This window comes from Lacihabitans sp. LS3-19, from assembly GCF_024343575.1.
Classification (GTDB): domain Bacteria; phylum Bacteroidota; class Bacteroidia; order Cytophagales; family Spirosomataceae; genus Leadbetterella.
This window is the reverse complement of sequence record NZ_RJUA01000002.1, coordinates 366554-381604: the sequence shown is the minus strand read 5'-3', so window position 1 is coordinate 381604 and position 15051 is coordinate 366554. Positions and strand designations below refer to the sequence as shown.

Annotated in this window: 16 protein-coding genes; 9 read left to right on the top strand and 7 right to left on the bottom strand. The window is 34.6% G+C overall.

Annotated features, from left to right (window positions below; all coding sequences use genetic code 11):
• Positions 1 to 121: 121 nt before the first annotated feature.
• The 9 genes from EGI22_RS03990 to EGI22_RS03950 all read left to right on the top strand — a co-directional run bounded on the left by EGI22_RS03990 (position 122) and on the right by EGI22_RS03950 (position 11306).
• Positions 122 to 1360: an HD domain-containing protein gene (locus EGI22_RS03990; RefSeq protein WP_255066565.1), complete on the top strand. Its 1239-nt coding sequence runs from the start codon at positions 122 to 124 to the stop codon at positions 1358 to 1360.
• 30 nt (positions 1361 to 1390) lie between these two features.
• Positions 1391 to 2389: a UDP-3-O-(3-hydroxymyristoyl)glucosamine N-acyltransferase gene (gene lpxD / locus EGI22_RS03985; protein WP_255066564.1), complete on the top strand. Its 999-nt coding sequence runs from the start codon at positions 1391 to 1393 to the stop codon at positions 2387 to 2389.
• A 4-nt stretch (positions 2390 to 2393) separates the two neighbouring features.
• Positions 2394 to 3785 (top strand): bifunctional UDP-3-O-[3-hydroxymyristoyl] N-acetylglucosamine deacetylase/3-hydroxyacyl-ACP dehydratase, encoded by a 1392-nt coding sequence (locus EGI22_RS03980; RefSeq protein ID WP_255066563.1) that lies wholly within the window; start codon positions 2394 to 2396, stop codon positions 3783 to 3785.
• A gap of 185 nt (positions 3786 to 3970) precedes the next feature.
• On the top strand, positions 3971 to 4762 hold the full coding sequence (gene lpxA, locus EGI22_RS03975) for an acyl-ACP--UDP-N-acetylglucosamine O-acyltransferase (RefSeq protein WP_255066562.1): 792 nt from the start codon (positions 3971 to 3973) through the stop codon (positions 4760 to 4762).
• Positions 4763 to 4764: 2 nt separating this feature from the next.
• Positions 4765 to 5388, top strand: coding sequence for an ATP-binding cassette domain-containing protein (locus tag EGI22_RS03970; RefSeq protein WP_255066561.1), 624 nt, complete (start codon positions 4765 to 4767; stop codon positions 5386 to 5388).
• A gap of 142 nt (positions 5389 to 5530) precedes the next feature.
• Complete coding sequence (locus tag EGI22_RS03965) at positions 5531 to 5908, top strand: hypothetical protein (protein WP_255066560.1); 378 nt, start codon at positions 5531 to 5533, stop codon at positions 5906 to 5908.
• A gap of 109 nt (positions 5909 to 6017) precedes the next feature.
• Positions 6018 to 9449 carry a gliding motility-associated C-terminal domain-containing protein gene (locus EGI22_RS03960; protein ID WP_255066559.1) on the top strand — a complete coding sequence of 1144 codons (3432 nt, stop codon included), beginning with the start codon at positions 6018 to 6020 and terminating at the stop codon, positions 9447 to 9449.
• A gap of 9 nt (positions 9450 to 9458) precedes the next feature.
• Positions 9459 to 9911: a DUF4920 domain-containing protein gene (locus EGI22_RS03955; protein WP_255066558.1), complete on the top strand. Its 453-nt coding sequence runs from the start codon at positions 9459 to 9461 to the stop codon at positions 9909 to 9911.
• 105 nt (positions 9912 to 10016) lie between these two features.
• Positions 10017 to 11306, top strand: a complete 1290-nt coding sequence (locus tag EGI22_RS03950) for a dienelactone hydrolase (RefSeq protein ID WP_255066557.1) — start codon at positions 10017 to 10019, stop codon at positions 11304 to 11306.
• A 114-nt stretch (positions 11307 to 11420) separates the two neighbouring features.
• Here the strand turns inward: EGI22_RS03950 and EGI22_RS03945 are convergent, their stop codons facing one another.
• The 7 genes from EGI22_RS03945 to EGI22_RS03915 all read right to left on the bottom strand — a co-directional run bounded on the left by EGI22_RS03945 (position 11421) and on the right by EGI22_RS03915 (position 15046).
• Positions 11421 to 11666 carry a hypothetical protein gene (locus EGI22_RS03945; RefSeq protein WP_255066556.1) on the bottom strand — a complete coding sequence of 82 codons (246 nt, stop codon included), beginning with the start codon at positions 11664 to 11666 and terminating at the stop codon, positions 11421 to 11423.
• The gene (locus EGI22_RS03940) at positions 11663 to 12025 is read right to left on the bottom strand and encodes a hypothetical protein (protein ID WP_255066555.1); all 363 of its coding nucleotides are present in this window, start codon (positions 12023 to 12025) and stop codon (positions 11663 to 11665) included. Before EGI22_RS03940 ends, EGI22_RS03945 begins: the two co-directional genes overlap by 4 nt.
• A 71-nt stretch (positions 12026 to 12096) precedes the next feature.
• Complete coding sequence (locus EGI22_RS03935) at positions 12097 to 12387, bottom strand: YtxH domain-containing protein (RefSeq protein ID WP_255066554.1); 291 nt, start codon at positions 12385 to 12387, stop codon at positions 12097 to 12099.
• A 26-nt stretch (positions 12388 to 12413) separates the two neighbouring features.
• Entirely contained in the window at positions 12414 to 12572 is a 159-nt protein-coding gene (locus EGI22_RS03930; protein WP_255066553.1) for a lmo0937 family membrane protein, read from the bottom strand.
• An 84-nt stretch (positions 12573 to 12656) separates the two neighbouring features.
• The gene (locus tag EGI22_RS03925; protein WP_255066552.1) at positions 12657 to 13163 is read right to left on the bottom strand and encodes a hypothetical protein; all 507 of its coding nucleotides are present in this window, start codon (positions 13161 to 13163) and stop codon (positions 12657 to 12659) included.
• Positions 13164 to 13308: 145 nt separating this feature from the next.
• The gene (locus EGI22_RS03920) at positions 13309 to 14199 is read right to left on the bottom strand and encodes an MlaD family protein (RefSeq protein ID WP_255066551.1); all 891 of its coding nucleotides are present in this window, start codon (positions 14197 to 14199) and stop codon (positions 13309 to 13311) included.
• A 13-nt stretch (positions 14200 to 14212) separates the two neighbouring features.
• A complete protein-coding gene (locus EGI22_RS03915; RefSeq protein ID WP_255066550.1) occupies positions 14213 to 15046 on the bottom strand; it encodes an ABC transporter ATP-binding protein in 834 nt (277 codons plus the stop codon).
• Positions 15047 to 15051 lie beyond the last annotated feature (5 nt).

Sequence of the window (15051 nt, the reverse complement as noted above, 5' to 3'; positions counted from 1 at the left end):
CCTCTTCAAATTTGAAGAGTTTTTTTTTATTAATAAAGTTAAGGTAAAAGTTAATGCCTTAATTTCCCCTTTTTTTTAGAACTTTGTACTGTAAATTTTCTCCAAAACATTTTAATCTATTTTGACAAACAAACGCAAAATATTCAATGATCCAGTTTATGGTTTCATAACTATACCTTCGGATTTTATATTTGAAATAGTACAACATCCATATTTTCAAAGACTTCGTAGGATAAAACAATTGGGTATGGCGGAATTGGTTTATCCAGGGGCCTTTCATTCGAGGTTTCAGCACGCATTAGGAGCTATGCACTTAATGAATGAGGCTCTGAATACTTTGCAAAGCAAAGGTTTGCTAATTATGGAAGTTGAAAAAGAAGCTGCACAAGTGGCGATTCTTTTGCACGATATTGGCCATGGCCCTTTTTCACATGTTTTAGAATATGCTTTACTGAAAGGTGTCAATCATGAAGCCATTTCCTTATTATTAATGGAAGACCTAAACAAGCAATTTGATGGAAAATTAAGCTTGGCAATTGAAATGTTTAAAGGAACCTATAATAGAAGTTTTTTTCATCAATTGATTTCTAGCCAGTTAGACATGGACAGGATGGATTATCTAAATAGAGATAGTTTTTATTCGGGCGTGGCTGAAGGAAAAATCGGAGCAGAAAGAATCATAAAAATGCTAAATGTAGTTGATAATGAGTTGGTTGTTGAAGAAAAAGGACTCCTAAGTGTCGAGAACTTCTTGGTAGCTAGAAGGCTAATGTATTGGCAAGTATATCTTCATAAAACTTCGATTTGTTCCGAAACTATGGTTTTGAAGATTTTCGAAAGGGTAAAAGACCTAATAGCCGATGGAATTACAATTGAAATCCCAAGAAATCTGGAAGTATTTATTAAGGAAAATATAAGTTTGGATGATTTCAAAAACGATAATAAGTATTTGCAGAATTTCATTCAATTAGACGATACAGATATATGGTATGCATTAAAATCATGGCAATCCCACAGTGACCAAACGCTTTCTTTGCTTTGCAAAAATTTGATAGAGCGAAATCTCTTCAAAATAAAAATCGAAGTGGGCCTAAATACAGAAGAAATAGAGAGAGGATTTCTAGAAAAATTACACAATAAAAACATTCCAAAATCTCTCCAAAAATACTACTATAAAATAGGTAATATAAGCAACAGTGGATATGCTTCTCAAAACGAAAATATAAAAATTCTCATGAAAAATGGGACAATATTGGACGTTTCAGAGGCATCGGACTTGCCGACCATCAAGGCTATGAGTAATATTGTCAAAAAAAATTATATTTGTTATGCCAATGACGTATATTTACCGTCAATTTAGTGGCCATATATCTCATTTTAAATAAAATAAATGGAGTTTTCTATAAATCAAATTGCTCTTCTTTTAGGTGGTGAAGTGGTAGGAAATGGCGAGGCCAAAATCAACAATTTTGCAAAAATAGAAGAGGGATCTGAGGGCTGTATTTCATTTTTAGCCAACCTAAAATATGAAAATTTCCTATATTCTACACAATCGACTGCCGTTTTAGTATCTAAATCCTTTGAGCCAAAACAATCTTTTACAAGTAGTTTAATTAAAGTAGACGACCCTTATTTAGCTATTAGTAGTTTAATGGCAGAATATAAAAAAATCACTTCTAAAATAGCTGGAGGAATAAGTGAACAAGCATCCATTGCAGAAAATGCAAAACTTGGTGTTAATTGTTTTGTAGGTGCATTTAGTTTTATTTCACAAAATGTTGAAGTTGGTCAAAATGTTCAGATTCATCCTCAGGTTTTTATTGGTAAAAATGTAAAAATAGGAGATAATACTATACTATATACTGGTGTCAAAATTTACGAAAATTGCGAAATAGGAAGTGATTGCATAATTCATGCTAATGCTGTGATTGGAGCCGATGGTTTTGGTTTTGTGCCTAACGAAGACGGCATCTATCAAGATGTACCTCAGCTTGGAAATGTAATCATAGAAAACAATGTAAGTATTGGTGCCAATGCAACGATAGATAGAGCAACAATGGGTTCTACAAAAATATGTAAAGGTGTAAAGATTGACAATTTGGTACAAATTGGCCATAATGTAGAAGTAGGAGAAAATACCGTGATTGCAGCTCAAACAGGCGTAGCTGGTTCTACAAAAATCGGCAAATCTTGTATTATTGGAGGTCAGGTAGGCTTTGCTGGCCACTTAAAAATTGCCGACGGCACTCAGATTGGAGCCCAAAGTGGTGTTGGAAAAAATATAAACGAGCCCAAAGGAGCCTATTCTGGAAGACCTCTATTGCCTATTAAAGATCACTTGAAACTTTTGGTGAATTTGCGAAGGCTGAATGATAATTTAAAGAAATAAACATATGAATTTAAAACAACATACCATTAATGAAACAGTAGCGATTGCGGGCAAAGGCTTGCATTCGGGTGAGTTTGTAAGTGTTACGCTTAAACCTGCCGCTATCAATCACGGTATTGTGTTCCAAAGAATAGATTTAGAAAACAAACCGCTGATTCCTGCTTTGGTTGACTACGTAGTAGACACCAGCAGAAGTACGGTTTTAGAAAAAGATGGTGGTAAAGTTGGGACCATAGAACATTTAATGTCAGCATTGGCAGGTTTACAAATAGACAATGTTTTAATAGAACTTGATGGTCCAGAACTCCCTATTTTGGATGGTTCGGCTTTACCATTTTTAGAATTAATTGAAAAAGCTGGCCCTATTGAACAAAATGCACTTAGAAATTATTTTTCAGTTCCTGAGGCAGTTCATTTTAAAAATGAAGATAAGAGCATAGAATTAGCGGCATTACCACTGGACGATTACAGATTAACTGTAATGGTTGACTTCAACTCTAAAGTTTTACATAGCCAACATGCCCAATTGCATGAAATCGGTTTATATAAAGAGCATATTGCTCCTTGCCGTACCTTTGTTTTTGTGCATGAGCTAGAGCATTTGGCCAAACAAGGTCTAATAAAAGGCGGTGACTTGAGCAATGCCGTTGTAATAGCTGAAACAGATTTGAGCCAAGAAAGAATTGATGAACTTTCAAAATTATTAGACAAGAAAGTAGAAAGTGAAGGAAAAGCAGGCATAATGAATGACGAGAAGCTGAAGTTCCATAACGAACCTGCTAGACACAAATTACTAGACCTCATGGGTGACTTGGCCTTAATTGGTCGACCGATAAAAGCCCATATATTGGCTGCAAGACCAGGTCATGCCTCAAATGTGGAGTTAGCAAAACTGATTAAAAAACAAATTGCAGCCACTTCAAGTGCGGCTCCTTATTTCGATGCCAACGCCGAGCCTGTTTTCAACGTATTAGATATAGCGAAGCTTTTACCGCACCGTTATCCTTTCCAATTGGTGGATAAAATAATGTCTTTGGATGGAACAACTGTGGTAGGTATCAAAAACATAACAATGAATGAGCCTCAGTTTACGGGTCATTTTCCTGACAACCCAGTTATGCCTGGGGTTTTACAAGTTGAGGCTATAGCTCAAACAGGCGGTGTTTTGGTATTAACTTCGACGGGAGAACCTGAAAAATACTGGCCATATTTAGTTGGAATAGAAAATTGTAGGTTCTACAAAAATGTTTTACCAGGAGACTCGTTAGTAATAAGATGCTCACTTTTGGCTCCTATCAGAATGGGCGTTGCAAAAATGCATGGAGAAGCTTGGGTAGGTAAAAATATGGTATGTTCAGTGGACATGACAGCTAGATTGGTAAAAAAAGCAGTTTAAAAAAAGGTTAAAAAGCAATTAAAAAATACGATAATCGAACGCCAAAAGCTCTTTTATTGTTAATTTTTAAATTTACCAATCGAATATATATAATTACATATATTAATATAATTTGCCTTTAATAGGGCACACAACTTGAGCTTTTCGAGGTTTAGGAAAGCTCAGATAATTAAAACTATTATTCTATGAATCAGCCATTGGCTTATGTACATCCAGGTGCCAAAATTGCTCAAAACGTTGTGATTGAGCCTTTTGTAACCATCCAAAATGACGTCGAAATAGGTGAAGGTACTTGGATAGGACCAAACGTTACCATATTTCCTGGTGCTAGAATTGGTAAAAACTGCAAAATTTATCCAGGAGCGGTGATTTCAGCAGAACCACAAGATTTGAAATTTAAAGGTGAATATTCCACTGCTGAAATAGGCGATAATACTGTAATTAGGGAATGTGTTACTATAAACAGAGGAACTGTAGATAAAAACAAAACCGTTGTAGGTGCTAACTGCTTGATTATGGCCTATGTACACATTGCTCACGATTGTATAGTTGGCAACAATGTCATATTGGCAAACGGTGTTCAGCTTGCTGGGCATATTAATCTTGGCGACTTCGTTTTTGTAGGAGGCACAAGTGCAGTACATCAATTTGTAAACATTGGCCCTCATGCCATGGTTGCTGGCGGCTCATTGGTAAGAAAAGACGTACCACCATTCTTAAAAGCTGCAAGAGAACCATTATCCTATGCTGGAGTAAATTCTATCGGATTAAGAAGAAGAGGGTTTTCGAGTGAAAAAATCGAAGAAATACAAGATATATATAGAATAATCTATCTTTCTGGATTAAACAATTCAGCGGCAATTGACAAAATTGAAATTGAATTGGCCGCAACTGCAGAAAGAGACGAAATCATCAATTTCATCAGAAACTCAGAAAGAGGAATTATAAAATCTGGAACTTCTAAAAACGTAGATTAAGTTTGACGAATATTTCCCTTGAAAATATTGGCAAGAAATTCAAAAACGAGTGGATTTTCAGAAATTTAAGTTTTGAATTCAGTAAAAATGAGCCAATTGCCATCATAGGACCAAATGGCTCGGGAAAATCTACCCTTATGCAGGCAATTGCTGGCATGATACCTGTTAATGAGGGTTTTGTTAGATATTTTGAACATACAATAGAAATTCCAGAAGAAAGCTGGCACAAACTCCTCTCCTTTTCTTCACCTTATCTCGAACTTATTGAAGAATTCACGCTTCAAGAAACTGTAAATTTCCACGTAAAATTTAAGCCATTTATCAATGGGCTTTCAACTGAAGAATTCCTTCAGATTATTGAATTAGAAAATCACAGCAACAAGCCAATCAAGAATTTTTCCTCAGGCATGCGTCAAAAACTTAAATTGGGTTTGTCATTTTACAGCCAAAACGAAATCATTCTTTTAGATGAACCCACTGCTAACCTTGACCAAAAAGGCTTTGAATGGTATCAGAAACAAGTATTGAATGCATTAAACAACAAAATAGTATTGGTATCAAGCAACGAACCTAAAGAATATGATTTTTGTAAAAAGCATTTAAATATTTTGAATTTTAAGAAGTAGTGGTTTAAAAACTATTTTTAAAAAATTTGACACCCGTTTTATAAAAGAATTCGCTTTAAAAACCATTTCGTATTTAGATATATCAATTTTCAAATAAAGAAATCTCAAAACAATTTTATAGATTTACAAAAAATATTTATTTATGTCAATAATCAAGCAACCATTGTTATTTGCCGGTTCAATTGGCGAAAAACATATTTATACATTATACGACTCTGGAGCAAATCTTTCTTGCATAAATCCTGATATGTTAGCTGACTTAGAAACGCCTGTTTCTTTAGGCAGAGTAAGAAAGATAGCAACAGCAGCGGAAGGGCACTTTATTGAAGTTTCTCAAAGAGTAAGTCTAGATTTTTATATGAATGATGTTTTATTATCTGACGAGTTTTTGGTGATACCGGGATTGAGTGAAGACGCAATAATAGGTGCTGCTACGATGCAAAAGTGGAGAATAAAACTAGATTTTGAACACGATATAGCGATTGTGGACCCTAAAGTTGCCAAAATGCAGCTAGTATAAATTGTTTAATTACAAAACTTAAAATATACCATTTTTACTCCATAAACTAAACTATTCTTTGTAAAAACGATCAATATTCCTTAAATTTCATGGTGTAATTTGAAATTTGATGCCAAGATTCCTTTTGTTGCTTTTATTGTTGACGGGTTTTACCAAAGTCTTGGCGAGTCCCTTTGTTTTTATAAAAAACAAAGGACAATGGCCTGAAAATGTTTTATTTAGAACTTCTATTCCGTCTGGGCAACTTTGGATTACTGATGAGGGTCTATTATTTCAACTTTACGAAAAGTCTCCTCACTTTGATTTAAACCGAAATTCTCGTAAAGGTTTTTCTAGCCAAAACATTGAAGTGAAATTTAAAAACACCTGTGTTTTTTCAAAAAAAGAAGTAAAACCCAAGCAATTTTTCAACTTTTTCATCGACAACAACCCCGAAAACTGGAAAAGTCAGGTGCCAGCTTTTGAGGAAGTTTACCTTGACAATATCTATGACGGTATAGACTTTAGAATGTATAGCACCGACCAATCCCTTAAATATGAGTACATTGTAAAACCCGGAGCTGATATCAATCAAATAAAACTAAAATACAATGGAGCAAGTGAGGTAGCGATTGAAAATAAAGAATTGGTCTTAAAAACGGCTTTTGGTTTAATTAAAGAGTTTCAACCTTTTACTTATCAATTATCTGAAAACAAGAAAAAAAAGATTGCATCGGCTTTCAGAAAACAAGATGATTATGTGGCCTTTGAAATAGCGGATTATGATAAATCTCAAACCCTTATTATTGATCCTGAACTAGTTTTTAGTACATTTTCAGGCTCAAACTCCGACAATTGGTCACATTCCGCCACATTTGACTCCAAAGGCAATACCTATGCTGCAGGAACAGTTTTTGGTATAAACTTCCCAGTTAGTTTGAATGCTGCTCAGCCTCAAGCTGGAGGAGCCTCAACTTCTAACAACACAGGCTATCGAACTGATATAGTGATAGTTAAATATTCATCAGACGGGAAAGAAATTTTGTATTCTACTTTTCTAGGAGGCAACGAATCCGAAGTTCCGATAAGCTTGATTGCAAATTCCAAAGATCAGCTAATCGTTTTCGGGACTACTTCTTCTTCAACTTTCCCAGTTACCCGCGATTCATTTGATGAGAGTTTTAATGGTGGCTCAATCCTCAACGGCCCACCTATTACCACCAATATTACATTTTTTTCTGGAACAGATATTTTCGTGACGCTATTGTCTGAAAATGGTGATAAGCTACTAGGCTCAACTTTTGTTGGAGGGAACGAAAATGACGGTATACATGACTACAGAGCCTTGGATATTCTAAACTATGGAGATGAATTTAGGGGGGAAGTTTATGCGGACCAAAATGACAACATCTATGTTGCATCAGTTTCTACATCGTCTGATTTCCCTTTGTTTTCGCCTATTCAAACCAAAAAATCGACTTATGATGCCGTAGTTTTTAAACTTAGCCCTGATTGCAAACAAATGTTATTCAGTACATTTATAGGCGGCAACAATTACGATGCAGCATACGGCATAAGGGTAGACAAGGCAGGTGCTATTTATGTTTGTGGAGCTACACTAAGCAAAGATTTTCCAGTTAGCAGTTCGGCTTTAAAAAAGTCATTAGGAGGCGATACGGAAGGTTTTTTGATGAAAATTGAAAATCAAAAAATAATTTCTGCCACATACGTTGGTACTTCAAAAGGCGACATCGCCTACCTTGTTGACCTTGATTTGGATGGAAATGTATATGTTTTAGGCTCAACCACTGGCGAATATCCTATTAGTGCTGGCGTGTATCAAAACCCAAAAAGTGGTCAGTTTATCCATTGTTTCAGTAATAACCTTTCAAGTTCAAAATTTTCTACTGTTTTCGGAACCGGAAGGCAAATAGGCTATGTGGACATTGTCCCTACAGCATTTATGGTGAATGATTGCGGCAATATTTATGTATCTGGCTGGGGCGGAAAAATAAACTCCGAACATGGCTACAATAAAAACAGCACGACAAAAGGTCTTCCCGTGACGGATAACGCATTCAGCAAAACCACCTCTGGAAATAATTATTACTTTGCCATCTTCGAAAAGGGTTTAAAATCGCTGCTATATGGAACATTTTTCGGATCAACACCTCCTTCCAATTTGGAAGACGAACGAGGAGATCACTTAGATGGTGGAACTTGTAGGTTTGACAAAAAAGGCGTTATTTATCATTCGGCTTGTGTTTGTAAGTCTTTTGATTTTGTTGATTTTCCTCTAAAAAATGCTGTAGAGCCTAATCACAGAAATGGAAATTGTAATATGGCAGCTTTTAAATTTAATCTGGACGGACTAGATGCAAAATTTGATTTAAAAGACGGTTCGATTTTAAACCCTGAACAAGTTTGTGCTCCAGCTAAAATAGATTTCAAAAACAATACTTCGGGTGGCGAAAACTTTGAATGGTACCTTAATAACCAAAAAATCTCCATCGCCGAAAACATAAACTATACTTTTTCAGACTCTGGAACATATAAGGTCAAACTCGTAGCTTACAACAAAATAACCTGCAAAGCGGTTGATTCTACCACCAGATTTTTAAAAGTAAAAGCGTTTAATCATTCCGCCATAGGCGACACGACGGTTTGTCCAGGAGGCACTGTAAGTATGGAAGCCAATGGAGGACTGACATATCAATGGACACCAGCTAATTTTTTTGGAAATAATAAATTACCAAAAGTAAGTACAAAAGTGACCAATTCGCAGGTTTTTGAAGTGGCCATAAGCAATGAAGAATGTACGGTAACTTTACCGGTAAATATTAATGTAGTGAACGACAAAGAGGATTTTAAAGCAAGCAATAATTCGACTATATGCAAAGGAAATAGTATTACTTTAACCTCCACAGGTTTGGCTGAGGAATTTGTTTGGTCGGGCGAAAGCATCGGAGATTCCACTCAAAACTCAATCACAATAAAACCCTCAAAAACAAGTACATATATCGTAAAAGCTATATATCCTGACGGTTGTGTACCGCAAAAGGCAGTAAAAATAACTGTGGATGAGAGTGTAAAACTTGATTTTGATTTTGAATATAAATATGCTTGCAATAAGCCTTCCGAGGTGGTTTTTACCAATAATAGTTCGGGAGCGAAAAGCTATGTTTGGAAATTTGGCAATGAAGCCGCTTTAGAAAGTACGCCCACTTTAACTTTAAAAAACAATCTAAATACCAATGTGCTATTACAAGGTTTTAGTGAGGCATCTTGTGTTTTTGAGTTTTCAAAAAATGTAGACATAAAAGCCTATGACGGAATAATTCCTAATGTAGTTACACCAAATAATGACAAAAAAAATGATACTTTTGTAGTTGGATATCCAGCAGGTACCTTACAGATTTTCGATAATTGGGGTAAAAAAATCTATGAAAACTTCTCTTATCAAAATGACTGGGGAAATAATATCAAAGGTGGAACGTATTATTATTTATTAACGATACCAATTGGCCAAACCTGTAAAGGATGGCTTGAGGTAATAAATTGATCAACAAAAATGAAAAAATTAATTATTTTAACTTTCCTTTCTGCCATCTCACTTGTTGGCTTTTCTCAAAACTATGATTCTTTTGGCAAAAAAATCAAGGCAAAAGGCAGCCAAGAAGCGGCAACTTTGGTAGGTAAAAAAGACTTGGATGCCAAGCCTGTAAAAATTGAAGGTGAAGTAGAATCTGTATGTCAGGCAGCTGGGTGTTGGATGAAAATCAAAACTGCAGACGGACAAACTATGCGTGTTACTTTTAAAGACTATGGTTTTTTTGTGCCTAAAGACATTGCTGGCAAAAAAGTCGTTTTTGAAGGAATACCTGCGGTAAAAAGCACAAGTGTGGCTGAATTACAACATTATGCTGAAGACGCAGGCAAATCAAAAGAAGAAATTGCTAAAATTACCGAGCCTAAAACTGAGCTGACTTTTGTGGCTGAAGGTGTTTTGGTGCCAAAAAATTAATTTATAAAAACCTTAGTGAAGCCTTCTCAGATTAATTTTGAGAAGGCTTTTTTATTTATGAACATTTATTCATGATATTTGTTAAAACAAAAACCTTAAATACAAATGATATCAAAATCGATTTACTCCTTTTTCATTATTCTACTTCTGTTTTCAACAAACGATATTTTTGCACAAAAAACGGAATTTATATACGGAGATGCATTGCCTGACGCACCTGAATTAGCCAAAAGAGGTAATTATAAAGTAGGCGTTAAAACCTTAGAATTTATCAACAAAAACCAAATAGATATTTTAAACTCCAAAAAAGACAATGAGGTATTGTACGACAGGAAACTTAAAGTTGAGGTTTGGTATCCAGCAAATATTCCTGCTGGTCAAATAGAAATGATAAGCTACGATGAAGTTATGGGTTCTTCAAATGATCCGAAAAGGCCTTTGATTCCTTTTCAGTTTAAAGGAAGAGCTTTGAGAGATGCGTCTCCAATAAGCAAAGATGGCAAATTTCCCTTAATAATAGTATCCCATGGCTATTTGGGCTCTAGGTTTTTATTGACCTATCTAACAGAAAACTTGGCTTCTAAGGGATATATTGTAGCGGCAATAGATCATGCAGAATCAACTTTTAGAGATGCCGCAGGATTTCCGAGTACTTTATTGAATCGTTCAAAAGATATCCTTTTTGTGTTAAATCAAATGGCTGAGCTCAATAATACAAAGAATGAATTAAAAGGTCTGATTGATGCTGAAAATACAGGTTTGATAGGCTATTCAATGGGTGGATATGGTGTTTTAAATGTAGCAGGAGCTGGTTATAGTGATAATTCATTGAAACTTTTTGGAGCATTGACTGGTGGCAGTACTGCTCTTGAGGTAAGAATTGGCTCAAATGAGGCTTACCAAAAAAGTATAGATGCTAGAGTAAAAGCAGTGGTGGCTTTTGCTCCTTGGGGAATGGAGCGAGGTGTTTGGGATGCAGAAAGCATGAAAGGATTGAAGGTACCGACATTTTTTGTGGCTGGAAGTCAGGATGATATTTCGGGTTATGAAAAAGGGATAAAAGCAATTTATAATGGCGTAACAAACACCGAAAGGTATTTATTGACCTATATGAACGCCAGGCATAATGTAGCTCCTAATCCTCCTCCGGCGGAGTCTACGCAGCCAGGTTTACATTTTGACGAGTACTATAGATACGCTGAGCCCTCATGGAATGAGCGAAGAATCAATAACATAAATCAACATTTTGTCACGGCATTCTTAGGAATTCATCTTAAAAAAGAAGACAATAACAAATATTTAAATCTTCCGACAAACTCAAACGACAAAACTTGGGAAGGCTTCAAGGCTAGATCTTCTACTGGTTTAGAGTTATTACACGCTTTACCAGAATGATAAATTAAATAATGCAAAAGCAAGATGTATATTATAACAAAAACACCTCATTCTCTTAAAAGTATGAGGTGTTTCATTTAGTTATAGTCTTAAATAAACTTATGTTTAAAATCCCTAAAGTCTAGAACCTAAAAACCTACTTGAAATCCATTTTACTCCAAAACCCAAAACCATGCTCAAAAGATTTCCTTTTATGTTCGGAATAAAAGCCACATCCTGAATTGTATTTTTGATTAAATTTATTGGCTTTAGCTTATCGCCTGCCATTGAAATTTCCTCTTTCAGCAAAAACAAGTCTTCATTTCTGGCATTTTCAAGGTAATAAATCCTCTCTACAAGAGCATCCGAGGCATTTCTCATGGCGTATTTTCATTTAGATTTGTTTCTTCAAGCAGCGTTTTTATAAATTCTACCCTTACTTCTTTTTTTAGTTTTTGGTAAATTCTCGGGAGAATAAAAACACCAAGAAATACGTATAAAATTGAAAAAGCAAAAAATCCATAATAGGTTTTTCCCAAAACCTCGCCAAGCCAAAGTGCTAAAGCAATGTTAATATTGATAAAAAAGAAAAGAATGACAATAATAACCAAAATCCGAGCTACTAATGAAGACATCAAATTGGCGGATTTATCAATTGCCTTTAAACTCAATAATTCAAAAGTTGAATTGCTAAAATTCTGGGCTTTTTCAAAAATTGTTTCTATTGTTATTTCATTCATATTAATCTTGCCCTTTGGCCTCCTGTCTAGAAGTATAAGAAACCTTTGGAAATTACTAGTTTTATTAAAATTCAGCTTTTTGAATTTACATCCACAACTTTATGATCTTTTTTGGAATCTTCAAAATTCATTGTGGCTTTGCTTATCATCTTTTCCACGTCATGGATTGCATTTTGAGATTTTTTATTGACGTTTTCTGCAAATTCTTCCATTTTATTTTTCAATGCGTCTACATAATCCTCTCCTTTATCTGCAATTCGTCTTCTCAATCTAGAGCCTTTTTCGGGGGCAAAAAGCAAACCTACCATAGTTCCTACCGCCAGAGAGGCGACCATTCCTAATACTACTTTTCCTTTGTTCATAATCTTGTTTGTTAAAAAATGTGTTGTTATTTTAAAATTTTCCTTCCTGATATAAGCCTTAAAAGCACAGCTACTATAGCTATTACTAACAAAACATGAATAAGCCCTCCTGCACCATAGGCGAAAAAACCTACAGCCCAAGAAATGATTAAAACGACTGCGATTAGATAAAGTAAATTGCTCATGATATTATTATTAAAGGTGATAAAAGCTGTGTTTTTCTAGAAACGTATTTAAACAAATTCATGGATTTTCGTAATTTGCGAATCTTAATGTTTTCGTATTTTTTTCCCTTTTGATGTTTTTTTACTTTTTGAATTTCCATTCTGGGGATGTGTCTTCGCCCATTTTGGATGGTCTGGATGATCTGGGTTTTCAAAATACTTCAGTTCCCTGCTATTTCGAATATTGTTCAAATCGTGATTCCCTTTGTATGATGCATATTTTGTACGATACATTGCCGCATTTTTATATGGTTTATCCTCGTTTATAACAGCTTTGTAGCCACTATAAAGATTGTAATTTCTGTATTCATATGGCAAAATATCTGAAAATATCCACTTCCGATTTTGCACAAATACATATTTGTGTCTTGGCACGTTATAAAAAATATCAATATCTGGCAAATAATAATAATTTACGTAGTCATTGCCTGCTGGACCCCAAATCGGCTGTGTTGCTATATTAATATTTAATCCAAACTTAACTTGTGCTTTTACTGAATTGGGTTGAAATAAGTAGATTAAAACTGCAATAACTAAAATTATTTTTTTCATTTTCTTAATTACTTTATTTTCTAAAAATCAACACCTTACAGAAATACATTTTCAAAATTGATGTCTATTTCTTACCCTGCAAAGGTGGGAAATTGTGTATTTCCTACGTTACACAATAAAGTATTAATGTTGCATCATTCACACATTATAATGAATCAGGTACAGAAACTGAATTGTCTCTTTTAAATAAATCAGACCATTTCAAATCTCTAAATCTAAACTTTTCAGTTTTTGTTTTATCTTCAATTTTCTCTTTTTTGTCAAAATAATTTCTCAGCAAAAAACTATTTTTTAATGCTTCCATATTATCGCTAAAACCTTTGGAACTTGTTTGGAGATTGTACATTGTGGAATCAAGTGACTGGCTAAAACCTTCGTCGCTCAAAAGCTTATTCAAAGCTCCTTTCTTTGAGTTCATTTTTGTTGAAAACTTCGAAAATTCATCTGAACTATTTGCCAAATTGGACATAGTAACATTAAAGCTTTTTGAAAATTCTTCATCAGATATTATTTTCCTCAGCATTCCGTTTCCATGATTGATTTTATAAGTAAAATGCACCAATTCGTCTGAAATCAAGCTAATATTGGTAACACTAATATTTAATTTTTCCATCAAATCTTCCATATCCATTAATTGTACGGAAGCTATTATACCATTGTTTTTTATAGGCAAATGTCCATGTGTACCTGGATATATCACCAAAACTTTATCACCCACCAAGCCTTCTGAACCAACACTTGCTCGTGCGTCGGTCTTAATAAATTTTTGAAATTTTGAGTCTATTAATAAGTTTACCAAAACTGAAGAATCAGAAATCATCATAATTTCGTCCACTGTACCTATGTTTATACCCGAAAAACGAACATTATTACCCTCTTTTAGGCCATTCACGTTTTTAAAATGAGATTTTAGGTTAAAAGTTGAGCCAAACATGTGTTTTTGTTTTCCCACATAATAAATGGTAATGACCAATAACAGTAAGCCAGCTAAAACCAGCAAGCCCAGTTTCCAAGTATTTCCAGAGTCCTTTTTCATATTTGTGCTTTATTTATTCAAAAAATGACCGAACCCATTCATCCTCACATTGTTCCAGTTCTTCATAAGTTCCCTCCGCCCCTATTATGCCGTCTTTTAAGATTACCACCCGGTTCGCAGTGGATTTTGCACATGCCAAATCGTGGGTAATGATGATAGAAGAAGTATTATATTTGGCCTGAATAGATTTGATTAATTCACTTATTTCTCTAGAAGTTATTGGATCCAAGCCAGTTGTTGGCTCATCATATAGCATCAGTTCAGGTTTCAAAATAAGAATCCTTGCTAAACCTGCCCGTTTTTTCATACCTCCAGAGAGCTCAGAAGGAAATTTATCTATGGCCTTTTCCAATCCTACACTTTCTAATGTTGCCAGTATTTTTTCGTCAATTTCTTTGGAATAATTTCTTTTTGTATGTCTCAAAAAAGTAAAAGCGAGGTTCTCTCTTACGGTCATAGAGTCATATAAGGCACCGTTTTGAAACAAAAAACCAATTCTAAGTCGAATCTTATTTAAACCATCCAAATCTAATTTACAGACATCCTTACCAAAAACATCCAATACGCCTTTGTCAGGCCTTACCAAACCTACTAAACTCTTAATAGCTACAGACTTGCCTGATCCAGACTTTCCTAACACCACTAAACTTTCGCCTTTTTCAAGATGCAAATTAAGCCCTTTGAGTACTTTATTTTTTTTGCCAAAAGACACAAAAAGATTTCTAATTTCTACGACATTTTCAGCAGATTCATTATTTATTGAATTTTCTAATCCATCAGCTTTTTCACTTTTTTGAATAAGCGGAGGAATAATTGTTTTGGATTCTATATTTTTTGAAATGTTCATTATTT

What these genes read in the sequence shown, in the direction of transcription:
- EGI22_RS03925 (WP_255066552.1), bottom strand. Translation starts at nt 13,163, where the DNA reads ATGAAAAAAATAATTTTAGTTATTGCAGTTTTAATCTACTTATTTCAA.
- EGI22_RS03955 (WP_255066558.1), top strand. Translation starts at nt 9,459, where the DNA reads ATGAAAAAATTAATTATTTTAACTTTCCTTTCTGCCATCTCACTTGTT.
- EGI22_RS03915 (WP_255066550.1), bottom strand. Translation starts at nt 15,046, where the DNA reads ATGAACATTTCAAAAAATATAGAATCCAAAACAATTATTCCTCCGCTT.
- EGI22_RS03930 (WP_255066553.1), bottom strand. Translation starts at nt 12,572, where the DNA reads ATGAGCAATTTACTTTATCTAATCGCAGTCGTTTTAATCATTTCTTGG.
- EGI22_RS03950 (WP_255066557.1), top strand. Translation starts at nt 10,017, where the DNA reads ATGATATCAAAATCGATTTACTCCTTTTTCATTATTCTACTTCTGTTT.
- lpxD (WP_255066564.1), top strand. Translation starts at nt 1,391, where the DNA reads ATGGAGTTTTCTATAAATCAAATTGCTCTTCTTTTAGGTGGTGAAGTG.
- EGI22_RS03945 (WP_255066556.1), bottom strand. Translation starts at nt 11,666, where the DNA reads ATGAGAAATGCCTCGGATGCTCTTGTAGAGAGGATTTATTACCTTGAA.
- EGI22_RS03920 (WP_255066551.1), bottom strand. Translation starts at nt 14,199, where the DNA reads ATGAAAAAGGACTCTGGAAATACTTGGAAACTGGGCTTGCTGGTTTTA.
- EGI22_RS03980 (WP_255066563.1), top strand. Translation starts at nt 2,394, where the DNA reads ATGAATTTAAAACAACATACCATTAATGAAACAGTAGCGATTGCGGGC.
- lpxA (WP_255066562.1), top strand. Translation starts at nt 3,971, where the DNA reads ATGAATCAGCCATTGGCTTATGTACATCCAGGTGCCAAAATTGCTCAA.
- EGI22_RS03940 (WP_255066555.1), bottom strand. Translation starts at nt 12,025, where the DNA reads ATGAATGAAATAACAATAGAAACAATTTTTGAAAAAGCCCAGAATTTT.
- EGI22_RS03965 (WP_255066560.1), top strand. Translation starts at nt 5,531, where the DNA reads ATGTCAATAATCAAGCAACCATTGTTATTTGCCGGTTCAATTGGCGAA.
- EGI22_RS03960 (WP_255066559.1), top strand. Translation starts at nt 6,018, where the DNA reads ATGCCAAGATTCCTTTTGTTGCTTTTATTGTTGACGGGTTTTACCAAA.
- EGI22_RS03935 (WP_255066554.1), bottom strand. Translation starts at nt 12,387, where the DNA reads ATGAACAAAGGAAAAGTAGTATTAGGAATGGTCGCCTCTCTGGCGGTA.